Raw genomic sequence first — 23809 nt, 5'->3', positions numbered from 1 at the left:
CAAAGGAGTTGGCCATGCTTAAATCGATCCGTCGCGCCCTGATGTTGAGCGTTATAACATTAACAACCATCACCGCGGGGCATGCCTTCGCCGAACCTTTGAAGGTCGTCGCCAGCTTTTCGATTATCGGCGATTTCGCTAAGAATGTCGGTGGCGATCGTGTTGATGTGACGACGCTGGTCGGCCCGGATGGCGACGCCCATGTCTACGAGCCAAGCCCGGCCGACGCCGTCTCTATGGCCTCCGCCAAGCTTGTCCTCGTCAACGGCCTGCATTTCGAGGGCTTCCTGCAGCGCCTGGTCGAGGCAAGCGCCAGCAAGGCAAGCATTGTCGAACTGACCAAGGGCATCACCCCGATCGACTTCAAACCGGAATTCGCCGAAGCCGAGGAAGCCGAAGGCAGCCATGAAGGTCACAACCATGGCTCAACCGACCCGCATGCATTCCAGTCGGTCGTGAACGCCAAGGTCTATGTGAAGAACATCGCCGATGCCTTCTGCAATGCCGACAGCACCGGCTGCGACGCCTACAAGGCCAACGCCGCCGCCTATACCGAAAAGCTCGATGCCCTGGACAAGGAGGTACGCGAGGCGATTGCCGCTATCCCGCAGGAGAAGCGGATCGTCATTACCTCGCACGACGCCTTCGGCTACTTCGAGCACGAATATGGGCTGACTTTCCTGGCTCCGCAGGGACTTTCCACCGAGTCGGAGCCGTCGGCGGCCGATGTAGCCAAGCTGGTCGAGCAGGTTAAGCAGCAGAAGGCTGCGGCGATCTTTGTCGAAAACATCAGCAACCCACGCCTGATCGAACAGATCTCGGTCGAGACGGACGTCAAGGTAGGCGGCACGCTCTATTCAGACGCCCTGTCGAAGGCTGATGGCCCGGCCGCGACCTACATCGACCTGATGCGCAACAACATCGAACAGATAAAAGGCGCCATCCTCGGCAGCTAGAGAGTAACTTTCACGTATCCATCGATCTAGCTGATCAGCATCACTTTCCTGGCGGAAGGTATCCCTTCCGCCTATTTTCGACACCGATATGTTATTAGATAACATTACAGGAGAATTCCATGAGACGCCTTTTGGCTGCGGCCTCGATCGCCGCGCTTGCTGTGAGTATGGCCACAACCTCGTCCTTCGCGGAGGAAAAAACCGCATGGCGCCTGTTTGTCTCGGATCACAGCGAACCGGTCATCAACGTCATCGATGCCCTCACCGGCAATAAGATCGAGACGCTATCGGTGAAAGGACCAGCCTCGCTGTATCGCAGCAACAGCGGCCGTACCGTGTTTGCCGTGCAAGGCAAAGCCGACACGGTGTCCGCCGTCTCCACCGGCATCACCTTCGAGGACCATGGCGATCACGGAGATATCGAAGTCACGACGCCCAAGCTGACGGGAACGGAGATCACCGGAACGAAGCCATCGCATTTCGTCGAGCATGGCGGCGAATTCGCATTGTTCTTCGACGGTGAAGGCGCCGCCCGGATCCTCGACGAAAAAACGGCTCTCGAAGGTGGGACGAGCGTCCGCGAGATAAAGGCCGAGGCACCGCATCACGGCGTTGCCGCGGTCTATGGTGACTATGTTCTGTTGTCGGAACCCAACAAGGAAAAGCCAGACGAGCTGCCGGTCGGCATCCGTGCCGTCGACAATGCAAGCAAGCAGGTCGGCGACATCCACACTTGTCCCGACCTGCATGGCGAGGCGACGTCCGGCAACCTTCTCCTCTTCGCTTGCGCGAGTGGTATCTTGCTGGTTCGCGATGGAGATCAGGCGCCGTCCATCGAGCACATCGCCTACCCTGCCAGCTTGCCGTCCGGAAAGGTGACGACGCTGCTCGGTGGCAAGGGCCTGCAATATTTCCTCGGCAACTACGGCGCTGACCGACTGGCACTTATCGACCCTTCGGCCAAAGATATGTTCCGGCTGGTCGACCTGCCGACACGACGCGTGCATTTTGCAGTGGATCCGATCCGGCCTCGCTTCGCCTATGCGTTCACCGAAGACGGCCAACTCCATCAGGTCGACATCGTCGCGGGCAAGATCACGCAGTCCGTGAAGCTGACCGACCCCTACTCGATGGACGGCCATTGGAGCGATCCGCGGCCACGCGTCGCCGTTGCAGGCGACCGTATCGTCGTTACCGATCCGTTGAAGGGTCAGCTCCATCTCGTTGACGCAACCAGTTTCGCAAAGACAGGCGACATCCCGCTTGCCGGCAAGCCCTTCAATATCGTGGCCGTCGGAGGCTCAGGCGAAACGCACGCAACCGAATAGCCTCCTCCCAAGGCTAGAGCGTTTCCGTTTTTCAAGGAAACACGGAAACGCTCTAACCGCGCCGCTGCCGCCTGACGAAATCCACAAAGGCGCGCAGTGGCGCAGGCACGTGCCTGCGACCAGGATAGTAGAGAGACGGGCCAGGAAACGGCGGCAACCAATCATCCAGCACGCTGACCAGACGGCCAGCCTCGATATCCGGCCGCACATAGTCCTCGAAAGTCGCCCAGAAACCGACGCCATCCAGGCAGGCGCGCCGTTGCGAGGTGATGTTGCTGGACAGCAGCCTGGCTTCCGGCTCGATCTTCTCGAGCACGCCGTCACGTTCGAATTCCCATGGCAGTTTCATTCCGCTCGGAAACTGCGTGCGAATACAGGGACGCCCAAGCAGGTCGCGCGGCTTCAGGATCGGCGCACCTGCCGCGACGACGGATGGCGTGGCCACCACGACATAGCGTTGTGGTGGACTGAGCGGGATGGCGATCATGTCCTGCGCCAGGCTTTCCCCCCAGCGCACGCCTGCATCGAACCCGGCAGACACGATGTCGATAAAAGCCGTCTCGGCGACGATCTCCGCTCGTATGCGGGGGAACGCCTCGAGAAACGGACCGAGAAGGGGCGCAAGGACAAGATCGATCGCCGGCTGTGGAGCGTTGATGCGCAGCGTACCGTTGGGGCTGTCACTATCCGACTGCAGATGATCGACGGCCGATATGATGTCGGCAAGCGCCGGCGTCAGCCGTTCGAGCAACCGCGTGCCAGCCTCAGTCGGCGCGACGCTGCGTGTCGTGCGGTTCAGCAGCCGCAGGTCGAGCGCGGCCTCCAGATCGCGCACCTGCTGGCTGAGTGTCGAGGCTGACACGCCGCGTTCAACGGCAGCTGCCCGGAAATTACGGCGGCGGGCAACGGCGGCGAAAGCGGCGAGCAGATTGAGGTCGATCGGCATTGTGCGAAAATCCACACAGTCTGTTTGGAAAAGACCAGCTTATCGCACAGTGTAGCATGCGCCATCTTTTCGGACACACCCCGATCATCGGTTCAACGCGAAAGGAATGGCCATGCGCGAACACACTCTTGGAAACAACGGACCCGTCGTCTCACGCATGGGACTCGGCTGCATGGGCATGTCTGATCTCTATGGTCCGGCGGACCGGGCTGAAAGCCTGACGACATTGCATGCCGCGCTGGATGCCGGCATCACGCTTCTCGACACCGGTGATTTTTATGGCATGGGTCACAATGAAATGCTGATCGCCGAAGCGCTCGCCACGCGCGGCGGCGGCAAAGTTGCACTCAGCGTCAAATTCGGCGCGCAGCGTAGTCCCGACGGAGGTTGGCTTGGCTTCGATACCCGGTCGAATGCGGTCAAGACTGCGGCTGCCTACAGCCTGAAGCGACTGGGAGTCGAGGCAATCGACGTCTACCGGCCAGCGCGGCTCGATCCGAATGTGCCGATCGAAGAAACGATCGGCGCTATCGCCGACCTCGTCAAGGCGGGTTATGTCAAGCATATCGGCTTGTCGGAGGTAGGCTCCGAAACCATTCGCCGCGCTGCCGCCGTGCATCCGATTGCCGATCTGCAGATCGAGTATTCCCTGCTTTCGCGCAACATAGAGGACGGCATTCTCGACACGTGTCGCGAACTCGGCATTGGCATAACCGCCTATGGCGTCCTGTCGCGCGGGCTGATCAGCGGCCACTGGGACAGAACCAAGGCCACGGCTGCAACGGACTTCCGCAGCCATAGCCCACGGTTTCAGGGCGACAATCTCGATCGCAATCTCAAGCTGGTCGAGGCGCTGCGCCAGGTCGCGGAAACGCGTGGTGCCAGCGTGGCGCAGATCGCCATTGCGTGGGTGCTGGCACGGGGCGACGATATCGTGCCACTGATCGGTGCCCGCCGCCGGGATCGTCTGGCCGAAGCACTCGGTGCGCTCGACCTTGCTCTTTCTGCCAGCGACATCGCTGCCATCGAGGCAGCGGCGCCCAGGGGCGCGGCAGCCGGTCAGCGCTACACCGAACATCAGATGGCGATGCTGGACAGCGAACGGGCGGCCTGAGCCGCGGTGGCCAAGGGTTCGCAGCAGCGCCGGTCGGGATGATCGGCGCTGCTCCAATACGCCAAGGTTGCGGCCCATCGCTCGGAATGGCATGACAGGCCAAACATGCCATCCTGCTCCGGAGCTGCCCCATGAATGTCCGTCAGATTTCCGAAACTTATTCCGTCTCGCCGCAGATCAGCGTCGAGGACGTTGCGGCGATCAAGGCCGCCGGCTTCAAGAGCGTGATCTGCAATCGCCCCGACAATGAGGACCCCGGCCAGCCGAGCGCCGATGAGATCAAGGCCGCGGTTGAGGCCGCTGGACTGGAATTCCGCTGGGTGCCGGTCATCAGCGGCCAGATGACGGCACAGAATGTCGAGGACCAGGCCGAGGCTCTGGATACCCTGCCCGAACCGGTTTTCGCCTACTGCCGTTCCGGTACCCGCTGCACCAACCTCTACGCTGCCGTACAGCAGTTGAAAGGCTAAATCAGATCGGCAGCGCGCCGGTCTCTTTCAGCGTTTCCAGCACGATCGCCGTTTTTACATGCTGCACGGATTCGTGCGGCAACAGCTCGTTGTTGACGAATTCCGACAGCGACTTCAGGTCAGGCGTGACGACTTTGAGGATGTAGTCCATCTCGCCGGTCAATGCGTGCGCTTCCTGGACCTCAGGCAGGCGCTTGACCAATTCAGCGAAGCGGCGGGCGTTGTCACGGTTATGCGTGGCAAGCGTCACGGTGATGACGTTGACCAGGGAGAACCCCAACTTGTCGCGGTCGAGCACCGCCTGGTAGTTGCGGATGTAGCCCTCCTCCTCCAGCCGCTGTCGCCGACGCGAACATTGCGAAGGCGAAAGGTTCACGCGCTCCGACAAATCGTTGTTGGTAAGCCGCGCGTCGCCTTGCAAAAGAGCCAATATCTTGCGGTCGAACTGATCAATGCGCGCGCCTTCCGCCATCTCGCCCTCATTCATGCACGAAATTCGCACATTATGATGGAGGCGCATACCCGAATGCAAGCACCGTGCGGGCCATCGGGCATATACTCCGCGGAACTGGAGACGAACCGGAGGATTTGCCATGGGTCCCTTCCCGCACGACGCACCGCCCGCCACCATCAGCAAAGCCAATCCCGCCGGTACCGATGGTTTCGAATTTGTCGAATTCGCCCATCCGGAGCCTGAAAAGCTCGCCGAGCTGTTCGCCCGCATGGGCTATGCCGAGGTTGCCAGGCACAAGACCAAGCAAATTTCGGTCTGGCGCCAGGGCGACATCAACTACGTCCTCAACGCCGAGCCTGGCTCGCATGCCATGAAGTTCGTCGACGAACACGGCCCCTGCGCGCCGTCGATGGCGTGGCGCGTGGTCGACGCCAGGCACGCTTTCGAGCACGCCGTTTCCAAGGGCGCCAAGCCCTATGAAGGCACCGACAAGGCGCTCAGTGTGCCCGCCATCGTCGGCATCGGCGGTTCGCTGCTCTACTTTGTCGAGAAATACGGCGCCAAGGGCTCGGCCTATGACGCCGAGTTCGACTGGGTTGGCGAAACCAATCCGAAGCCGGCCGGTGTCGGCTTCTATTTCCTCGACCACCTCACCCACAATGTCTACCGCGGCAACATGGACAAGTGGTGGGACTTCTACCGCGACCTGTTCGGTTTCAAGCAAATCCATTTCTTCGACATCGATGGCAAGATCACCGGCCTCGTCAGCCGCGCCATTACCTCGCCCTGCGGCAAGATCCGCATTCCGCTGAACGAATCCAAGGACGATAACAGCCAGATCGCCGAGTACCTGAAAAAGTACCGGGGAGAAGGCATCCAGCACATCGCGGTCGGCACCGATAACATCTACGCCGGCACCGACAGGCTTGCCGACAACGGGCTGAAGTTCATGCCTGGCCCGCCCGACACTTACTACGAGATGTCACATGCCCGCGTGAACGGCCATGACGAGCCGATCGAGCACATGAAGAAGCATGGCATCCTGATCGACGGCGAAGGCGTGGTGAATGGCGGCACGACCAAGATCCTGCTGCAGATCTTCTCCAAGACCGTGATCGGACCGATCTTCTTCGAGTTCATCCAGCGCAAGGGCGATGAGGGTTTCGGCGAAGGCAATTTCCGCGCCTTGTTCGAATCGATCGAGCAGGACCAGATCAAGCGCGGTGTGCTCAAAGTGCAGGCTGCCGAGTAGCCAGGCAGCCACCGGTTCAAAGGTCGGGCGCGTCAGAGTCCCAGGCGCTCGGCCTCTTTTTTCCTGAGCTTGATATCATAGTCGAGCAGGAACTCGTCGAGTTGCGGCGGCTTGACCGACGTGCTGGAAAGCATGGCATGCACCTGCCCGCGATGATGGATCTGGTGCAGGAACAGATGCGCCAGCAGATCACCGATGCGCTCGGGAATGATGCCGTCGTCGCCCCGGTCGGTCGGCACGCGGCGATCAAGGTCGGATTTGGTCAATTCTTCGCAAAACGACATCAGCCGACGGTCGGTCTCGGCCTGCACCGCCGCCAGTTTGACGGGCATCTCGAAATCCGTCCAGTCGTCGAAAACGGCAAGCCCAACACCACCCTCTTCCACCATGTCCAGATAGTAGAGATCGACCGACAGGATATGGTTGAGCGTTGCCTTGATTGATGGAAAGAAGCCCGCGCGCCCGGCTTCGAACTCCCCAGGCTTCAGTGCCGTCACAGCCCGATAGAGGCGATCATTGGACCAGAGATTGTTCGCGGCCATGCGGTGGAAATGATCGATCAGGTCCATCGCCGCTCCCTTGTCGCTCGTCGGTGGTCACTTCTGGTACTTTTCCACCTTTTGCTCGATGGCGCCGAAGATCGAATGCCCGGCCTTGTCCTTCATTTCGATGCGCACCGTATCGCCGAAACGCAGGAATGGCGTTTTCGCCTCGCCGCTCTCGATGGTTTCGATCACACGCTGTTCCGCAATGCAGGAATAGCCGGAGCCACCTTCGGCAACAGGCTTGCCTGGGCCGCCGTCCTTTTTGTTGGAAATCGTCCCGGAGCCAATGATGGCCCCCGCCGAAAGCGGGCGGGTTTTGGCCGCGTGCACGATCAGGGCCGGAAAATCGAAAGTCATGTCGATGCCGGCATTGGCGCGTCCGAACGGCTTTCCGTTGAGGTCGACACAAAGCGGAAGATGCAGCTTGCCGCCATCCCATGCATCGCCGAGTTCATCGGGCGTGACCGTCACCGGCGAAAAGGCCGACGACGGCTTCGACTGGAAGAAACCGAACCCCTTGGCAAGCTCCGGTGCCGTCAGCGTGCGCAGCGTGACGTCGTTGACCAACATGACCAGGCGGATCGCATCGCGCGCCTGATCCTTGTCTGCGCCCATCGGCACGTCATCGACGATGACGGCAACTTCGGCTTCGAGATCGATACCCCAGGCCTCATCGGCCATGCGGATCGGATCGCGCGGGGGTACAAAGGTGTCCGATCCGCCTTGATACATCAGCGGATCGGTCCAGAAGCTTGCCGGCATTTCGGCATTGCGTGCCTTACGCACCAGTTCGACGTGATTGACGTAAGCCGAGCCGTCGGCCCACTGGTACGCACGCGGCAGCGGCGAATGAGCGTCGTGCTCATGGAAACGCTCCGTGGGTACGGAACCATGCTCGAGCGACTCGGCCAGCGCGGCCAGATGCGGGGCAATGCGGCGCCAGTCATCGAGCGCGGCCTGCAAGGTCGGCGCGAGAAACGAGGCGTCGGTCAGGCGCGTCAAATCGCGAGACACGACGACAAGCTTTCCGTCGCGCGTCCCGTTCTTCAAGGTGGCAAGCTTCATTCAGTTCCCCTTATCGCTCCATGAAGACTTTGAACCCACCATAGATCAGCCGCTTCATATAGGCAGGCATATTTTGCATGCCCGGCTGCAATCGCGGGTCCTCCATCACTTTCTTCATCACCTCGTCGCGGTGTTCGCGCGATTTGTAGGTGACGTAGGAAAATACAATTGTGTCACCTGCTTCCTTCTTCACCGCAAGCGGGAAAGAGGTGACCTGGCCATCTGGCACATCATCGGCCTCGGCTTCGACATAAGACAACGCGCCATGCTCCATCCAGACCACGGCGGCGAGATCGACGTTTTTCCGGTATTCCTCCATCTCCGCCTGCGGCACCGGCAGAACAAAGCCATCGACATAGGTCATGATGCGTCTCCTTTTCGGGTTTTGACGATCCTAGGACGTATGCGGGGCGCGTTTTCCGACAACGGAACCGGGAAAATCGATTATGATGGCCGCGATCAGCTCCAATCGCCTTCCGGCGTACCATTGAAGCGTTTCTTCAGGTCCTTCCAGCAGTCGATATAGTCTTCCTGCAGGGTCGGCAGTTCCGCGCCAAAGCGGCTCAGCATCTGTGGGAAACGCGTCTCGAACATGAAGGCCATTGTGTTGTCGAGCTTCACCGGCTTCAGTTCGGCCTTCGAGGCCTTCTCGAAACCCGGTGCGTCCGGCCCATGCGCCAGCATCATGTTGTGCAGACTCATGCCGCCCGGGACAAAACCTTCTTCCTTGGCGTCATACTGGCCATGGATCAGGCCCATGAACTCGCTCATGATGTTGCGGTGATACCAGGGCGGGCGGAAGGTGTTCTCCGCCACCATCCATCGCGGTGGGAAGATGACGAAGTCGACATTGGCCGTACCTTCCTCACCGGACGGCGCGGTAAGTACCGTGAAGATCGACGGGTCGGGATGATCGAACAGGAGCGCGCCGACGGGGGAAAACGTAGCAAGATCATATTTATATGGTGCGTAATTGCCATGCCACGCGACCACGTCGAGCGGTGAGTGGTCGAGTTCCGTGACGTGGAACGAGCCGCACCATTTCACGATCAGCCGGCAGGGTTTTTCTTTTTCTTCAAACCACGCGCAGGGCGTCTTGAAGTCGCGCGGATTGGCCAGGCAGTTGGCACCGATCGGACCGCGATCCGGCATGGTGAATTTGGCGCCGTAGTTCTCGCAGATGTAGCCGCGCACTTCCGGATCGAGCAGTTCGACCTTGAACACCAATCCACGTGGGAGAACGCAGATCTCGCCAGGCCTCATTTCGATGACGCCCATCTCGGTGACGAAATTCAGCCGTCCCACCTGCGGCACCACCAGCATCTCGGCGTCGGCATTGAAGAAATGGTCGTCCACCATCGATGCGTTGGCGACATAGACATGAGCAGCCATGCCGCTTTGCCCGAGTGCGTCGCCGGCCGTCGTCATGGTTCGGATACCGGCGATGAAATCGGTCGGTTCCGTCGGCATCGGCGTCGGATTCCAGCGATACTGGCCAAGCGCCAGTTCATGGTCGCCGACATTGGGAGCGGTCTTCCAGAACGGATAGCTCACTCCCTTGAAACGGCCGGTGTGCTTGACGCTCGGACGGATGCGGTAGAGCCAGGAGCGTTCGTTGGTACCGCGCGGCGCGGTGAAGGGTGAGCCAGACAACTGCTCCGCATAAAGCCCGTAGGCCGGCCGCTGCGGTGAGTTGCGTCCCTGTGGCAGCGAGCCCGGCAGCGTCTCGGTTTCGAAATCGTTGCCGAAACCCGGCATGTAGGAAAAGGCCATGGCATCCTCCCCTGGTTGACCAAACTGGTTACATCTGTAACCATCTAAAATGTAACTATCAACGGCGCGATCTTTCCCTGAAGTTCCTCCGGAACGAGCAGCATGGCAAACCACGACGACGTCCTCGAGCTGGAAACTTTCCTGCCTTACCGGCTCTATCACCTGGCGGATCTGGTCAGCCGCGAGTTCGCGCGCGTCTACAAGGATAGGCTCGGCCTGACCCGTCCGGAATGGCGCATCCTGTCCGGGCTTGGCCAGCACGGCACGATGACTGCAACCGCACTTGGCGAACAGTCTTCCATGCACAAGACCAAGGTCTCGCGTGCCGTGGCGGAACTGGAGCGACGGCGCTGGCTGACCCGTGCGCCGGACGAGAAGGATCGCCGCATCGAGCATCTGACGCTGACCAGGGCAGGCCTTGCCGCCTATCGCGACATGGTACCGTTGGCGAAAGCGTTCGAACGGGAGATGCTCGGAAAGTTAGAAAATAGTGACCAAGACGGCATTGTTCGGTTGCTTGGCAAACTTGAATCCGCAATTCTGGAGTAAAGCTAAGATACATTTCGTAAGCTTCATCGCGGGGGCAAGAAATGCATGCTTTTCGAAAGATCTTCGTCGGACTGATCTTCCTCGTTGTGGCGACAGATGCGTCTGCGAAGGAGATGCCGTTATGGGAGGGCTTGCAGAAAAACGCTCGGATGATGGAAGCTGACAAGAAACTCATCGAAAGCGTTCGACAATCCACCAATGGCGATTTGAAAGCCGGCGCCAAGCGAGCCATCGAACTGGGATGGCAATCGTTCGAAACCAGAGATTTCGAAACCGCGATCCGGCGGTTCAACCAAGCTTGGCTCTTGGATCCTGAAAATCCGGCAATCTATTGGGGCTTCGCATTGGTCACGCACCAACGTGGAGAGCCTTTGGAAACGGTCGAGCGCTGGTTTGCAGAGACCGAAAAGCGAATACCGAATGTCGTGCCGCTTCTCTCCGACCACGGTCGTATACTCGAAGAGCAAAACGAGGACAAAAGAGCTGTCGAATACTTCAACCGCGCTCTGGCTATTGATCCCGATTATGTCGAGGCGCACGTCGGCATGGCACGCATAGCGCAGAAAGCCGGCGATTTGGCGGGTTATGAACTGCACATGAAGGCGATCGCCAAGGCGCGAAAGAAGACCTAGCCTAGCAGTCCAACCCAGCCGCCCTCAGTCCACCCGACGCGGATAATGAAGGCGTGGTGGCAGGCGATGGTGGACGACGCCGAGCCCGACAAGGCTGATACAGCCGACCAGGATCGTGCCGAACAGCGAGGCGCTCTGCAGGGGGGCGGCGATTGCAATCAGCGGCACCGCGCCGGCGGGCGGGTGGGTCACGCGAAGCATCGACATCAGTGCGATCGCGGCACCGACGGCCAATGCGGCCACCGTCCAACTGGCCGGAAGCGCCAGGGCGGCGGCCACGCCCACCACAGTCGCCAACAGATAGCCGCCGAACACATTGGCGGGTTGCGCCAGCGGGCTGGTTGGCTGGCCAAAGATCAGCACGGCGGTTGCTCCCAGCGGCGCCAACAACAGCGGCAGGTCGGTCAGCGCGGCAAGACCGCCAACGGCACCGATTCCGATAACCGCGCCGAGCCCGGATTTCGCATGCGAAAGCGGATGGCTGGACGGCTCATGGCGCGCGGTGAAGTGGCGGATATGGCGGCGCATGGTCGGAATTCCGGCTCTTACACATCACCCCGAAAATCCATTCGATTTCCGGGGCGAAGCGCTTGCACAATAAAGTTGCCTGCTTTAGCAAACGAGCCAGCAGCAAGGCAACGAACGTTATTCGAAAAAATCCACTGCTAAGAAAAAAATTTTCCTACCAGTCCATCACCACCTTGCCGGAATTACCGCTGCGCATGGCATCGAAGCCACTCTGGTAGTCATCGATGCCGATACGGTGGGTGATCAGCCCGCTGACATCCAGCGGACCTTGCACCAGCGCGATCATCTTGTACCAGGTCTCGAACATCTCGCGGCCGTAGATGCCCTTGAGATGCAGCATCTTGAAGATGACCTTATTCCAGTCGATCTCGAATCCGGTCGGCGCAATGCCGAGAATGGCGATCTTGCCGCCGTTGTTCATGGTGTCGATCATGTCGCGGAAGGCAACGGCTGAACCTGACATCTCCAATCCGACGTCAAAACCCTCGGTCATGCCTTCGTCATGCATGACATCGCGCAATTTCTCCTTCGAGGCGTCGACGACATGATGCACGCCCATCTTTCTGGCCAGCGCCAGCCGGGTCGGATTGATGTCGGTGATGACAACCTTGCGCGCGCCGACGCATTGCGCCACCAGCGCGCCCATGATGCCGATCGGCCCGGCGCCGGTCACCAGCACATCCTCGCCGACCAGATCGAAGGACAGAGCGGTATGAACCGCGTTGCCGAGCGGATCGAAGATCGCCGCGATTTCGTCCGGGATGTCGTCAGGGATCGGCACGACGTTGTGCTGTGGGATGGCGACATATTCGCCGAAAGAGCCAGGCCGGTTGACGCCGACACCCAACGTGTTGCGGCACAGATGTCCCCTGCCCGCACGGCAGTTGCGGCAGTGGCCGCAGACGATGTGGCCTTCACCCGATACGCGTTGGCCGACCTTGTATTCGGTCACGGCGGACCCGACATCGGCGATGGTGCCGACAAATTCATGTCCCGTCACCATCGGTACCGGCACGGTCTTCTGGGCCCATTGGTCCCAGTTGTAGATGTGCACGTCCGTACCGCAGATCGCCGACTTCTTGACCTTGATCAGCACATCGTTGGGGCCGATTTCGGGTACCGGCACGCGTTCCATCCAGATTCCCGGCTCGGCCTTCGCCTTCACCAGCGCGCGCATCATGTTGGACATTGTGTTCTTCCTCAGGAAATAACGCCGAGTTCCTTGCCGACCGCTTCGAATGCCGCAACCGCGCGATCGATATCGGCTGTAGAATGCGCGGCCGACATCTGCGTACGGATGCGCGCCTGCCCCTTGGGCACAACGGGGAACGAAAAGCCGATGACGTAGATGCCGCGTTCCAGCATCCTGGCGGCCATCTGCTGGGCCAGCGTCGCATCGCCCAGCATCACCGGGATGATCGGGTGGTCGGCACCGGCCAAAGAGTAGCCGAGCTTGCTCATCGAGGAGCGAAAGTGGGACGCGTTGGCGTAGAGCTTTTCACGCAGCGCGTCGCCCTTTTCGATTATGTCGAAAACCTTGAGCGACGCGGCAGCGATCGCCGGCATCAGCGTGTTGGAAAACAGATAGGGTCGTGAACGCTGGCGCAGCCAGTCCACGACCTGCCGTTTGCCCGACGTATAGCCGCCGGAGGCCCCGCCCAACGCCTTGCCGAGCGTACCGGTGATGATGTCCACCCTGCCCTCGACGCCGCAATGTTCGGCCGAGCCACGGCCGTGCTTGCCGACGAAGCCGACGGCATGGCTGTCGTCCACCATCACCATCGCCCCGTATTTCTCGGCGAGATCGCAGACCCCCTGCAGGTTGGCGATGATACCGTCCATGGAAAAGACGCCGTCTGTGGCGACCAGCTTGAAACGGCTGCCTTCGGCCTTCTTCAGTTCCTCTTCGAGCGCCGCCATGTCGTTGTTGGCATAACGGAACCGCTTGGCCTTGGAGAGCCGCACGCCGTCGATGATCGAGGCATGGTTCAGCGCATCCGAAATCACCGCGTCCTCCTCGCCGAGCAGTGTCTCGAACAATCCGCCATTGGCGTCGAAGCAGGAGCCGTAAAGGATCGTATCCTCCAGGCCGAGAAAGGAGGAAATCCTGGCTTCGAGCTGCTTGTGTTCTTCCTGCGTGCCGCAGATGAAGCGCACCGAGGCCATGCCGTAGCCATAGCGATCCAGCGCCTTCTGCGCTGAATCGCGCAGCTCCGCATTGTCAGCGAGGCCGAGATAGTTGTTGGCACAGAAATTCAAGACCTTCTCGCCGGCCACCTCGATCTCGGCCGACTGCATGGACGAGATGACCCGCTCTGATTTGTAGAGCCCTGCGGCCTTGAGGCCCGCCAATTCGGTGTCGAGATGGGAGAGAAAGTTGTGGCTCATGAACGACGGACTCCCTTGAATCTGGCAACGCATACTGCGGCCGGCCGGCCGAAAGCTAGCATAAAAACGACCGCTGCAACTGCCGTTTCCTTCGCGGCACGCCGCGTTTCGTCCCGCTAGCATAGCGGTACTGTCGCACCAGTCCGCCCCCTCGAAGGAGCACCGTATGACCATCGTCTCCATCACCCTTTATCGGCAATGGCAACCGTTCCGGGACGGTACATACACTTGCTCGGGTGGACGCAGTGCGGAAGGTTTCGATTCGACCATCGTCGAGATCGCCAGCCGCGATGGCGGCAAGGGTTATGGCGAGATGGCGCCACTGGGCTCTTTCTACGATCCGGCCTTTGCGGAAGGTGCTCGTGCCGCCATGCGTGAACTGGCGCCACGCCTGATCGGCGAGGACGCTGCCGGCATCGAGATGCTCAACCGCCGCATGGATCTGCTGCTCAAGGGCCACCCCTATGCCAAGGCTGCCATCGACATGGCGCTGTGGGATCTCGCCGGCAGGCGCGCCGGTCTTTCCTTGGCCGCCATGGCCGGCGGCGCGGAAGGCATCAGCGTCCCGCTTTACCGTTCGCTGGCGCAGGAGAGCCCCGACGCAATGGCAGCCCGTGCCCGAAAATACATAGCCGAGGGTTATCAACGGCTGCAGGTCAAGGTCGGGCTCGATGTCAACGACGACATCGCACGCCTGGAAGCCGTGCGCGCCGTGGTGCCTTCCAGTACCGTGCTGTTCTGCGATGCCAATGGCAGTTGGGGCACAGCGGAGACCCGGCGCTTCCTGCAGGCGACGCGGGCGCTCGACTATACGCTGGAGCAGCCCTGCGCGGGCTATGAGGAAAATTTGGCGATCCGTTCGGCCTGCGACCGGCCGCTGGTGCTGGACGAGACCATCGACGGCACCGATGCCTTGCTGCGCGCCATCGCGGATGGGCTGGTCGACGGTATCACCATCAAGCTTGCCCGGGTCGGCGGACTGACCAAGGCGAAGCTGATCCGCGACATCGCCATCGCCCGGAACCTGAAGATCACCATCGAGGACACCGGCGGCGCGCAGATCGACACCGCCGCCTATTGCGGCCTGCTGCTGTCGACCCCTGAACTGCTGCGCCAGCACACGGTCGATTTCCACAACTGGGTCACCGTCGCCAACGGCAACGCCGATTTCACCATAGCCGACGGTCGCATAACGCCGCCACGTGGCCCTGGTCTTGGGGTCGAGGTGGATCCGGCGATGTTCGGCGAGCCGATCTTTCGATGTTGATCCGGTCGCATTCGATGCTGGCTTGCGCGGCCCCTTGGGGATAGAGCCTATCCCAAAGGAGCCCGCCCATGACGATAACGGAAAACCTTACCCAGCTCGGCACCAAGGTCGAGACGCCGGACAGTCCTGACCATGCGGTGCTGGAGACCGTGCCATTCACGCGCGGCGACGGTCCGCCGGCGATCGTACGCTTCACCTGCCCCGAGTTCACCTCGCTCTGCCCCGTCACCGGCCAGCCGGATTTCGCGCACATCGTCATCGACTATGCGCCTGACACGCTGCTGGTCGAGTCCAAGTCCCTGAAGCTGTTCCTCACCTCTTTCCGCAATCATGGCGCCTTCCATGAAGATTGCACGGTGATGATCGCGCGACGCGTCGTGGCAGCCACCAAACCGGTATGGCTGCGCATAGGCGGTTATTGGTACCCGCGCGGTGGTATTCCGATCGACGTGTTCTGGCAGACAGGCGAGCCGCCGAAAGGCGCATGGCTGCCCGACACCGGTGTCGCCCCCTATCGCGGCAGGGGCTGACTGCAGTTTCCCGATTGCGATGCTGGCCGGCAACGCCGATGTTACGAATTCATCCGCTCGCCGACGGCCTGCCAGTTGATCCGCTCCGACAGAACCGCCTCGATGTGTTCGGCCTTGCGGTTCTCGTAGTCGAGATAATAGGCATGTTCCCATAGATCGATGCCGGCGAGCGGTTTCAATCCATCGGGCAACGGGTTGCCGGCATCCTGGTAGCCCTTGATGGCCAGCTTGCCGTTGTCGGCGACAAGCCAGGCCCAGCCCGTGCCGAACACGGCGTCGCTTTCCTTTGCCATGGCCTTGAACAGCCCTTTTTCGTCACCGAAGTCGCGCTTGACCGCGTCGGCGAAGGCCCCGGCCGGTTTGGCCGGACCGCCCTTGAACTGCTGCCAGTAGAAGACATGGTTCCAGGCCTGGCCTGCCTGATTGAAAATCTTGTCCTTGCCGTCCTTCTTGGCGGCCACCACCACCTTTTCGAGCGTCATGTCCGCATAGGGCGTTCCGGGCACCAACTGGTTCAGCTTGTCGAAATAGGCCTTGTGATGCTTGCCGTAATGAAGACCCACCGTGCGGGCCGATATCTGTGGGGCTAGCGCGCTCTCGTCATAAGGCAACGGCGGCTGCTCGAACGGTTTCGCTGCGCGAAGTACGGAGGGGCGGGCCAGCGTTGCCGCGGCGGTGCCAGCGGCAAGCAGAAGGACGGAACGGCGTGTCGCAATCATTGTCTCGGCTCCTTGTTGGGGATCAGCTTGCCCAACGCGTGGCGCGCGCGCCTGTTCCCCGCAACAAACGCCATTGGGCCGAGATTTGAATGGCAGGGCCAACGTCGCTGGTGCTGGTGTCACTCGCACTGGTACTGGCTGAGTGCCCACTCGCCGGTGACCGACAGAAGGTCGGTGATTTTCCAGGCACCTTCGACCTTCTTCAGTTTCCACTCCAGTCGATGTGGCTCGCTGCCTTCGACGAAGGCAACGACGACGCGAGCGTCGTCACCATTGATCGCCTCCAGCGACTTGAAGGTCTTTTCGAGCACAGCCTTGTCGTATGGAACCTGGTCGAGCGGCATGTTCTGGTCGAGACAATCACCCTGGCCGGATTTTTTAAGTGCTTCGTTCTTCTCAAGCACCGTCTTTGCCGGATCGACGAAGCGCTCATGATCGGCTGAAGCCAGATCCGCACCATCCGCGTAGAATGGCCTGACCTGCGCCGTTGGAGAATCCGGAGCGACAGCCGTGGCCAAATTGGACGCAGTCGGAGCCGCACCTGCAGATGCGGTCGGCGCTGTTGGTGCCTTGGCGCCCAGCAGTCCTTCCGCGCACGCACCGCCACCCGAGCCGGCAGTGACAATCCCGACCAACAGCAAAGACAAAAAACGGCGTCTGCGCACCATAGGCCTATTCCGGTTCTTCTCCACCCGAACAACCCAGTTCGCTGAGTTTCCAGCTGTTGCTCTTGGAAGCGATATCGGCGACCTTCCAGGAACCGTCGACCTGCCTGAGATCCCAGACCATTTCACGTTTGGAATCATCACCTTCAGTAAAAAGGCTGAAGCTTGCCGTCACCGTCGCGTGGTCGCCGTCGATGGCTTCGGTGAGCTTCAGGCTGTCGGCGACGGTCTTGTCGTCATAGTCCTGCGCGTCCAGTGCCGGATCGAAATCGATGCAAGCCACCTCGTCCGGATGTTTCCTGATGGCGGCGTCGTTGAGCTGGAACAGCTTGATGACGGGGTCGGTGAAGCGATCCCGGTATTGCGGATCGGCGGCGAATTTGACCGGCGCGTAGAAAAACATCACCGCGTCCGATGCCGATCCGGCCAAAGCGGAGCCTGAATACGTCAAAACGGAAAGTGCGAGCAGCAGTCCCAGCTTCATGATTCCCCCAATCCCGCGCGACAGATGCAGTCTCTTCATAGCACGCATCGGTCATCTCGGCTTTTTTACGACCTGAAAATCGAACAGCGATTGGCCGCCGGCAACCAGGCCGGATTTCATGCCGCTGTCACCAAGCCTGCCTACCCTGCCGCGGTAACTGGCAATGCAGAGGCTTTCATGATCACCCGACGCAACCTCCTCAAGATAGGCGGCACCGCCGCGATGTTCGCACCGTTCGGAGGTTTCACCATCGACGCAGCGGCAGCAGCCGAAGGGGCGCCATTGTTCAAATTCGGCATCGTTGCCGATCCGCAATACGCACCCGTCGTGCCCAATCTCAAGCTCAACCGCTACTATTCGAACAGCCTGTGGAAGCTGTCGGAAGCAATCGAAGCCTTCAACCAGGAGGACCTGCGCTTCGTCGCGACGCTGGGCGACATCATCGACCGGCATTGGGAAAGCTACGCGCATATCCTCCCCCTCTACGACAAGCTGAAGCATGAGCGTTTCTTCCTGCTCGGCAATCACGACTATGACGTCGCAGCCGAATACTTGACTTCGGTCGTGCGCACCGCCGGCATGGAAAAGGCCTATTATGATTTCGCAGGCGGTGGCTACCGCTTCATCGTGCTCGACGGCAACGACGTCAGCCTGTTCGCACCGCCGAAGGATGACCCGCGCCGTGAGGTCGCCGCCAAGCGGCTCGAGGAGTTGAAGGCGAAAGGCGCTGTCAATGCCCAGAGCTGGAACGGCTCGCTGAGCGACGAACAGTTCGCCTGGCTCGAGAAGACCATCAAGGCGGCGCAGGCGGCGAACGAGAGGGTAATCGTCATGGGTCACTATCCGGTCTATCCGGAAAATGAACACAACATGTGGGATTCGGGACGAATCGTGGAGTTGCTGACCGGTGCCAGCAACGTCGTTGCCTATTTCAACGGCCACAACCATGCCGGCAATTTCGGCGAGCTCAACGGCAAATACTTCCTCAATTTCAAGGGCATGGTCGACACACCTGCAACCAGCGCCTACTCGATCGTCGAAATCTATGATGACCGGATCGAGATTCGTGGCTTCGGGCGCGAGGAAAACCGATCCTTGAAAATCCAAAGCGCATAGGTTTGGCCGGATAAACCGGAATCGGCGGGAAATCCCCGCCGATTTCGCTGTGGTCTTTGCGTGAAATGGCCGGGCGCGGTTGTTCGCCGCCTTGGCGAATCCCGCTATAGTCCGGCCATGTCCATCCGCCAACTCTCCGAAACGATGATCAACCAGATCGCTGCGGGCGAGGTCATCGAGCGTCCTGCCAGCGTCGTCAAGGAACTGGTGGAGAATGCGCTGGACGCCGGTGCTGGCCGCGTCGAGATCGTCACCGCCGGTGGTGGGCTGAATTTGATCCGTGTCACCGATGACGGATTTGGCATTCCTGAACCGGAACTGGCGCTTGCCGTGGCGCGCCACTGCACCTCGAAACTTTCCGACGACATCAATGACATCCGCTCGCTCGGCTTTCGCGGCGAGGCTTTGCCCTCGATCGGTTCCGTAGCGCGGCTGTCTATCCGCTCACGCACCGCACAAGGCGACAGCGCTGCCGAAATCAGCATCGAGGGCGGACGCGTGGCGCCCGTGCGGCCGGCGGCAGCCAACCGCGGCACGACGGTGGAGGTGCGCGACCTGTTCTTCGCAACGCCCGCCCGGCTGAAATTCATGAAAGGCGAACGCGCCGAAAGTTCGGCCACCAGCGACGTCATCAAGCGCATCGCGATTGCCTTTCCTGCTGTACGGTTCACGCTGGCCGGTTCGGATCGCTCGACGCTGGAACTGCCGGCAACGGACGACAGCCCGGAGGGACAATTGCGCCGGCTGGCGCAGGTGATGGGGTCCGAATTTCCGGACAATTCCATAGCCGTGGATGCCATGCGCGAAGGTGTCCGGCTGACCGGCCACGTCTCGATCCCCTCTTTCACGCGCGCCAATGCCCTGCAACAATATGCCTATGTCAATGGCCGCCCGGTGCGTGACAAACTCATCGCCGGCGCCATCCGCGGCGCCTATATGGACGTGCTGCCGCGCGATCGGCACGCCGTGGTGGCGCTGTTCCTGACGCTCGATCCCGCGACCGTCGATGTCAACGTGCATCCGGCCAAGGCAGACGTGCGCTTCCGCGATCCCGGCCTGGTGCGCGGCTTGATCGTCGGCGCGATCCGCGAGGCGCTGACGAGCGCCGGTGTGCGGGCGGCAACAACCGGAGCCGCCGGCATGATGGCCGCTTTCAGGCCCGGGGCTACGAGCTTCGACCATGGCGGCCCGACCAACGGCCATCGCAGCTACGAAGCGGCTTATCGCGCTTCCGGACCGGTGGGATTCGATGCCATGCGCTCGCTGCAGCGGCCGCTTGATATGGGTTTCCGCGAACACGACCAGCAGGCCTTCGACAACGGACCGGCGATAAGTGCCGATGCCCGCGCCAGCCAGGTAGAGGCCACCGAAACCCTGCTGGGAGCGACGCTGGGCGCCGCGCGCGCGCAGGTGCATGAAAACTACATCGTCGCGCAAACCAGGGATTCGCTGGTCATTGTCGACCAGCATGCCGCGCATGAGCGGCTGGTCTATGAGGCCCTGAAGAACGCGCTGCATTCCCGCCCGGTGCCTGCGCAGATGCTGCTTCTGCCGGAAATCGTCGACCTGCCCGAAGACGACGCCGAACGGCTGGCCGTGCATGCCGAGACGCTGAAGCGCTTCGGCCTTGGCGTCGAGCGTTTCGGTCCGGGAGCGATCGCTGTGCGCGAAACACCAGCAATGCTGGGTGAAACCGATATCCAGCAGCTTGTCCGCGACCTGGCGGACGAGATCGCCGACAACGACACCACCGAAACGCTGACGGAGCGCCTCCATCACATCGCCGCTACCATGGCCTGCCATGGCTCGGTGCGCTCGGGGCGCCTGCTCAAGCCCGATGAAATGAACGCTCTGCTGCGCCAGATGGAGGCGACACCGGGATCCGGTACCTGTAACCACGGACGCCCGACTTACATCGAATTGAAGCTGGCCGACATCGAGCGATTGTTCGGCAGGCGATAAGGGCCTCCGTTCGGCCTATCGCTTCATGTTGACGATGATCACGCCGCCGAGTGCCAGCACGCCGCCCACGATGCCAAGCGTCGTCGGCACTTCACCCAGCCAGGCGAAGCCGATCACCGTCGCCACCGGTGAAACCAGATAGAGGTAGTTGGAGGCACGTGCGGCCGGCAAGCGCGACAGGGCTGTCGCCCAGGCGGCGTAGGAGATGAAGCTCGGGATGATGCCGAGATAGATGACCGCGCCGAGGCCTGCCGTGTCGGCATGTGAAGCCTGGACAAGGCTTTCCGGAAAGAACGGCGCCAGGCACAGCGCGCCGAGCACCATGTTCCATGCCGAAACCGTCAGCGGATGATGACGTGAAAACAGTGGCTTCTGCACGATCGTGTTGACCGAGGAACACAGCGCCGAGCCCAGGATCAGCAATGCGCCGGTGTTGAACGTCAGTCCGTTGCCCTCACCCATGGCGATGACGCCGATGCCGGCGAAAGAGACGAACGTGCCCAGCCAGGCCAGCACCGGGAATCGCTCGCCGAGCAGGAACATCGCCATGATGGCCGTGAAGATCGGGCTGACATTGATGATGAAGGCTGCCGCACCGGCCGACACGGTGGTCTCGCCGATGTTCAGCATCGCTGTGTAAAGCGCAACGAAAATCGCGCCCCCGACGCCGAAGCGCCACAGTTCGTTGAGTCTGGGCAGTGCTGGGCGTTTGATGGCGAGGAAGACCGCGGCGGGCACGGCGGCAATGGCAAAACGCAATGCGCCGAGTTCCAGCGGCCCGAACGCAGCGAGACCGGCGCGGATCGCCGGAAAGGCAGATGCCCAACCGACCACGGTGAGCGCCACGGCCAGCATTGCGGTGACATCTGTCCGTTGTTCCGAATTCGCCATGCTTATGGGTGCACTCATCGTCTTTCTCCACGCCAACTGTTGGTCGCAGTCGCAGAAAACGCTTTTCCGGTGCCGTTGACAAACGACGAAATCGAGGATGAGCTGTGAGTATGGATCACAGCTTGGATGTACTGCCCCCACTCGAAACCCTGCGCGCCTTCGACGCAGCAGCCAAGACAGGCAGCTTTTCAGCCGCTGCGGAGAAGCTCAACGTCACCCATGGCGCGGTCAGCCGGCAGATTGCGCGGCTGGAAGACTGGTTCGGTCTGAAGCTGTTCGAACGCGGCGCGCGTGGCGTCTCGTTGACCATCGAGGGCAATAGGCTGCATCTGCGCACCAGCGAGGCCTTTGCGCTGATCGCCTCCAATTCCGACCGCTGGGTCGAACCTAGAGGCTCCGCGGTGGTGCGGCTGGCGACCATTCCTTCCATCAGCGGACTCTGGCTGATGCCGCGCATGGCGCAACTGGAAAGCGGTGATCCGAAGATCAGGATCGTGCTCGATGTCGACAACCGCCAGATCGACCTCGCCGACGAAGGCATCGACCTTTCCATCCGCTGCGGGCGTGGGCGCATACCCGAGCGCATCGCCATGCAATTGTTCGAGGAACACATGTTCCCGATCGCCTCACCGGAACTGGCGAAGGAGATCGATACCGGCGACGCCGCGCGGCTCCTGAAGTACCCGCTGATCCACGATTCCGACGCCGCCGGCTGGCGCGCCTGGTTCGGCGAACAAGGCGTCGACTACCGTCCCCGCCCGCAGGATCGCCGTTTCGAGGATTATAATCTTGTGCTGGATGCCGCCGCCTATGGGCTCGGCATTGCGCTTGCCCGACCGCCTCTGGCCGAAGGCCAGGTCGCGGCAGGACGCGTTGTGGCCGTCGACAAGCGTACAGCACTCAATCCCGTGTCCTATTGGCTCGATCGCCCGGCCGGAAAACCGCGTGCCGCAGCCGCTGAACTCGCCCGACGTATCGCCGATGCGGCTAGCGTGCCGTCCGAACGCTTCCAGAGCTTTCTGGCCGCCGAGCGCTAACCACCCTGCAATTTCCCGGCAAGCGCTTCGCTGCCGCACCGAACCGCTTGAGCCTGTAAGGCAATTCCAGGAAAAGCGTGTAACGGTTTTCTGTCCGGAATTGCGTAAGAACAATGAGTTGAGCGTTTCCGTGTTCGTTCGAGACTAAAACACCAGCAGGACGACCAGCAGCAACAACGCGAACGCCGCAAGCCCAAAGCCTGCCGTGCGGCCACTGAACACAGCTTTCAGCGGAACTTCCCCCGTCTCTTCGCGCGTTGCTTTCGCTTGCGCGGGTCGTCGCCTTCCGGTCGCGACCTCGTCCGTCCGCACCTGTCCAGTTGCGACCGAAAGCGGCAAGGCAAGCGTATAAGCCGGCATGGGTTGGGTGCGGATGCTGGAAGCCGCGTCGTCTCGAGCAACAGGCTGCCCTGAGAGGGGCCGGGGGCCGGTTTCCGCGTCAGCGCCTCTCGCCAACGACGGGCGCGAGCCGATCGACGACGATTCGGTTTCCTGCAGTTCGAACGCTGCTCGGTAGGCTTCGATGATCCGCGACGAAGCTTCCTTCTGCGCTGCTGCATTTCCAGCCGGCACGACGAGCGGCGGCGCCAGCGACGCCAGCGGCTCGGCGCCGAGTGGCGGGCGTGGCGTCGCCAATGTCCTGATCAAGGCCGCCTTGGCTGGATCGGACCGCGCCGTCTGCAACGGCACATCGCCGGCGGTTGCCTGCTTGAGCCGCGAAGCGAGGCGAGAAATGACGGCGACCATGGCGATCCGAAGGCGTTTTATGCGACAATAAGCCGTCTGCGTTGTGCGAAGCTGGCCCCGCGCTTGACCTTGTCCGTGTTTTATGGCGGAAACGCCGAAGGTCAGGAGCTCAACAAGCTTGACCATGTGAACACAGGTCTGTCGCGATGATGAACCGTTTCGAAGGCCCCGGTGGCCGGGAAGCCCGCATCCGCTATCTCGATGGCGATTTCCAGGTCACCAGCCCGGGAGCCTTCGTGCGCTGTGCCGTGACCGGCGAGAGCATCGCTCTGGACGAGTTGAAATACTGGAGCGTGGCCAGGCAGGAGCCCTATGTCAGCGCCGCCGCCTCCCTGCAGCGCGAAATCGAAGCCAATCCGGATTTGCGCAAGCGTAAGTGACCAATGGCGAT

The 23809-nt window shown here is 61.1% G+C and carries 27 protein-coding genes; 13 read left to right on the top strand and 14 right to left on the bottom strand.

Annotation, left to right across the window (positions count from 1 at the left end):
- The first annotated feature begins 14 nt into the window (after positions 1 to 14).
- The gene (gene aztC / locus ACFWXH_RS12610; RefSeq protein ID WP_379120593.1) at positions 15 to 956 is read left to right on the top strand and encodes a zinc ABC transporter substrate-binding protein AztC; all 942 of its coding nucleotides are present in this window, start codon (positions 15 to 17) and stop codon (positions 954 to 956) included.
- A 119-nt stretch (positions 957 to 1075) separates the two neighbouring features.
- Positions 1076 to 2284 carry a zinc metallochaperone AztD gene (aztD, locus tag ACFWXH_RS12605; protein ID WP_379120591.1) on the top strand — a complete coding sequence of 403 codons (1209 nt, stop codon included), beginning with the start codon at positions 1076 to 1078 and terminating at the stop codon, positions 2282 to 2284.
- Positions 2285 to 2336: 52 nt separating this feature from the next.
- Here aztD and ACFWXH_RS12600 read toward each other — a convergent pair whose 3' ends face one another.
- Positions 2337 to 3230 carry a LysR substrate-binding domain-containing protein gene (locus ACFWXH_RS12600; protein WP_379120589.1) on the bottom strand — a complete coding sequence of 298 codons (894 nt, stop codon included), beginning with the start codon at positions 3228 to 3230 and terminating at the stop codon, positions 2337 to 2339.
- A 112-nt stretch (positions 3231 to 3342) separates the two neighbouring features.
- Between ACFWXH_RS12600 and ACFWXH_RS12595 the strand changes: the two genes are divergently transcribed.
- Both ACFWXH_RS12595 and ACFWXH_RS12590 read left to right on the top strand, forming a co-directional pair.
- The gene (locus ACFWXH_RS12595) at positions 3343 to 4344 is read left to right on the top strand and encodes an aldo/keto reductase (RefSeq protein WP_379120587.1); all 1002 of its coding nucleotides are present in this window, start codon (positions 3343 to 3345) and stop codon (positions 4342 to 4344) included.
- Between the two features lie 131 nt (positions 4345 to 4475).
- Entirely contained in the window at positions 4476 to 4814 is a 339-nt protein-coding gene (locus ACFWXH_RS12590; RefSeq protein ID WP_379120585.1) for a TIGR01244 family sulfur transferase, read from the top strand.
- Between the two features lies 1 nt (position 4815).
- Here the strand turns inward: ACFWXH_RS12590 and ACFWXH_RS12585 are convergent, their stop codons facing one another.
- On the bottom strand, positions 4816 to 5301 hold the full coding sequence (locus tag ACFWXH_RS12585) for an Lrp/AsnC family transcriptional regulator (RefSeq protein ID WP_379120583.1): 486 nt from the start codon (positions 5299 to 5301) through the stop codon (positions 4816 to 4818).
- Positions 5302 to 5407: 106 nt separating this feature from the next.
- Between ACFWXH_RS12585 and hppD the strand changes: the two genes are divergently transcribed.
- Complete coding sequence (gene hppD / locus ACFWXH_RS12580; protein WP_379120581.1) at positions 5408 to 6520, top strand: 4-hydroxyphenylpyruvate dioxygenase; 1113 nt, start codon at positions 5408 to 5410, stop codon at positions 6518 to 6520.
- Between the two features lie 32 nt (positions 6521 to 6552).
- On the opposite strand, the gene ACFWXH_RS12575 is transcribed toward hppD, so the two are convergent.
- From ACFWXH_RS12575 to hmgA, 4 genes are all read right to left on the bottom strand, one after another.
- A complete protein-coding gene (locus ACFWXH_RS12575) occupies positions 6553 to 7089 on the bottom strand; it encodes a DinB family protein (RefSeq protein WP_379120579.1) in 537 nt (178 codons plus the stop codon).
- Positions 7090 to 7116: 27 nt separating this feature from the next.
- Positions 7117 to 8130, bottom strand: coding sequence for a fumarylacetoacetate hydrolase family protein (locus ACFWXH_RS12570; protein ID WP_054311012.1), 1014 nt, complete (start codon positions 8128 to 8130; stop codon positions 7117 to 7119).
- Positions 8131 to 8140: 10 nt separating this feature from the next.
- Positions 8141 to 8494, bottom strand: a complete 354-nt coding sequence (locus ACFWXH_RS12565; RefSeq protein ID WP_379120576.1) for a DUF1428 domain-containing protein — start codon at positions 8492 to 8494, stop codon at positions 8141 to 8143.
- Between the two features lie 95 nt (positions 8495 to 8589).
- Positions 8590 to 9903 carry a homogentisate 1,2-dioxygenase gene (gene hmgA / locus ACFWXH_RS12560; protein WP_379120574.1) on the bottom strand — a complete coding sequence of 438 codons (1314 nt, stop codon included), beginning with the start codon at positions 9901 to 9903 and terminating at the stop codon, positions 8590 to 8592.
- Positions 9904 to 10005: 102 nt separating this feature from the next.
- On the opposite strand from hmgA, the gene ACFWXH_RS12555 reads away from it, so the two are divergent.
- Together ACFWXH_RS12555 and ACFWXH_RS12550 are read left to right on the top strand one after the other, a co-directional pair.
- Complete coding sequence (locus tag ACFWXH_RS12555) at positions 10006 to 10452, top strand: MarR family winged helix-turn-helix transcriptional regulator (protein ID WP_379120572.1); 447 nt, start codon at positions 10006 to 10008, stop codon at positions 10450 to 10452.
- A 41-nt stretch (positions 10453 to 10493) separates the two neighbouring features.
- Positions 10494 to 11084 carry a tetratricopeptide repeat protein gene (locus ACFWXH_RS12550; protein ID WP_379120570.1) on the top strand — a complete coding sequence of 197 codons (591 nt, stop codon included), beginning with the start codon at positions 10494 to 10496 and terminating at the stop codon, positions 11082 to 11084.
- 24 nt (positions 11085 to 11108) lie between these two features.
- Here ACFWXH_RS12550 and ACFWXH_RS12545 read toward each other — a convergent pair whose 3' ends face one another.
- The 3 genes from ACFWXH_RS12545 to ACFWXH_RS12535 all read right to left on the bottom strand — a co-directional run bounded on the left by ACFWXH_RS12545 (position 11109) and on the right by ACFWXH_RS12535 (position 14000).
- Positions 11109 to 11612 (bottom strand): HPP family protein, encoded by a 504-nt coding sequence (locus ACFWXH_RS12545; protein ID WP_379120568.1) that lies wholly within the window; start codon positions 11610 to 11612, stop codon positions 11109 to 11111.
- A 154-nt stretch (positions 11613 to 11766) separates the two neighbouring features.
- On the bottom strand, positions 11767 to 12801 hold the full coding sequence (tdh, locus tag ACFWXH_RS12540) for an L-threonine 3-dehydrogenase (RefSeq protein WP_054311017.1): 1035 nt from the start codon (positions 12799 to 12801) through the stop codon (positions 11767 to 11769).
- 11 nt (positions 12802 to 12812) lie between these two features.
- The gene (locus ACFWXH_RS12535; protein WP_379120566.1) at positions 12813 to 14000 is read right to left on the bottom strand and encodes a glycine C-acetyltransferase; all 1188 of its coding nucleotides are present in this window, start codon (positions 13998 to 14000) and stop codon (positions 12813 to 12815) included.
- A 166-nt stretch (positions 14001 to 14166) separates the two neighbouring features.
- Here ACFWXH_RS12535 and ACFWXH_RS12530 point away from each other — a divergent pair, with 166 nt between their 5' ends.
- A complete protein-coding gene (locus tag ACFWXH_RS12530; protein ID WP_379120564.1) occupies positions 14167 to 15267 on the top strand; it encodes a mandelate racemase/muconate lactonizing enzyme family protein in 1101 nt (366 codons plus the stop codon).
- A gap of 68 nt (positions 15268 to 15335) precedes the next feature.
- Entirely contained in the window at positions 15336 to 15797 is a 462-nt protein-coding gene (gene queF / locus ACFWXH_RS12525) for a preQ(1) synthase (protein ID WP_379120561.1), read from the top strand.
- A gap of 41 nt (positions 15798 to 15838) precedes the next feature.
- On the opposite strand, the gene ACFWXH_RS12520 is transcribed toward queF, so the two are convergent.
- The 3 genes from ACFWXH_RS12520 to ACFWXH_RS12510 all read right to left on the bottom strand — a co-directional run bounded on the left by ACFWXH_RS12520 (position 15839) and on the right by ACFWXH_RS12510 (position 17665).
- The gene (locus ACFWXH_RS12520; RefSeq protein ID WP_054311021.1) at positions 15839 to 16516 is read right to left on the bottom strand and encodes a superoxide dismutase; all 678 of its coding nucleotides are present in this window, start codon (positions 16514 to 16516) and stop codon (positions 15839 to 15841) included.
- 119 nt (positions 16517 to 16635) lie between these two features.
- Positions 16636 to 17184, bottom strand: a complete 549-nt coding sequence (locus ACFWXH_RS12515; protein ID WP_379120558.1) for a hypothetical protein — start codon at positions 17182 to 17184, stop codon at positions 16636 to 16638.
- 4 nt (positions 17185 to 17188) lie between these two features.
- Entirely contained in the window at positions 17189 to 17665 is a 477-nt protein-coding gene (locus ACFWXH_RS12510; protein WP_379120556.1) for a DUF3828 domain-containing protein, read from the bottom strand.
- A 177-nt stretch (positions 17666 to 17842) separates the two neighbouring features.
- Between ACFWXH_RS12510 and ACFWXH_RS12505 the strand changes: the two genes are divergently transcribed.
- Both ACFWXH_RS12505 and mutL read left to right on the top strand, forming a co-directional pair.
- Positions 17843 to 18781 carry a metallophosphoesterase gene (locus tag ACFWXH_RS12505; RefSeq protein WP_379120941.1) on the top strand — a complete coding sequence of 313 codons (939 nt, stop codon included), beginning with the start codon at positions 17843 to 17845 and terminating at the stop codon, positions 18779 to 18781.
- Positions 18782 to 18898: 117 nt separating this feature from the next.
- A complete protein-coding gene (gene mutL, locus ACFWXH_RS12500; RefSeq protein ID WP_379120554.1) occupies positions 18899 to 20743 on the top strand; it encodes a DNA mismatch repair endonuclease MutL in 1845 nt (614 codons plus the stop codon).
- Positions 20744 to 20758: 15 nt separating this feature from the next.
- Here mutL and ACFWXH_RS12495 read toward each other — a convergent pair whose 3' ends face one another.
- The gene (locus tag ACFWXH_RS12495) at positions 20759 to 21652 is read right to left on the bottom strand and encodes a DMT family transporter (RefSeq protein WP_379120552.1); all 894 of its coding nucleotides are present in this window, start codon (positions 21650 to 21652) and stop codon (positions 20759 to 20761) included.
- 92 nt (positions 21653 to 21744) lie between these two features.
- Here ACFWXH_RS12495 and ACFWXH_RS12490 point away from each other — a divergent pair, with 92 nt between their 5' ends.
- Positions 21745 to 22671: a LysR substrate-binding domain-containing protein gene (locus tag ACFWXH_RS12490; RefSeq protein WP_379120550.1), complete on the top strand. Its 927-nt coding sequence runs from the start codon at positions 21745 to 21747 to the stop codon at positions 22669 to 22671.
- Between the two features lie 144 nt (positions 22672 to 22815).
- Here ACFWXH_RS12490 and ACFWXH_RS12485 read toward each other — a convergent pair whose 3' ends face one another.
- Positions 22816 to 23418 (bottom strand): hypothetical protein, encoded by a 603-nt coding sequence (locus ACFWXH_RS12485; protein ID WP_379120548.1) that lies wholly within the window; start codon positions 23416 to 23418, stop codon positions 22816 to 22818.
- A 146-nt stretch (positions 23419 to 23564) separates the two neighbouring features.
- Here ACFWXH_RS12485 and ACFWXH_RS12480 point away from each other — a divergent pair, with 146 nt between their 5' ends.
- Positions 23565 to 23798 carry a DUF2093 domain-containing protein gene (locus tag ACFWXH_RS12480; RefSeq protein WP_054311026.1) on the top strand — a complete coding sequence of 78 codons (234 nt, stop codon included), beginning with the start codon at positions 23565 to 23567 and terminating at the stop codon, positions 23796 to 23798.
- The last annotated feature ends 11 nt before the right edge of the window (positions 23799 to 23809 follow it).

Source organism: Mesorhizobium sp. NPDC059054, from assembly GCF_042739215.1.
In the GTDB taxonomy this organism is placed as follows: domain Bacteria; phylum Pseudomonadota; class Alphaproteobacteria; order Rhizobiales; family Rhizobiaceae; genus Mesorhizobium.
This window is presented reverse-complemented; position numbering and strand designations above follow the sequence as displayed.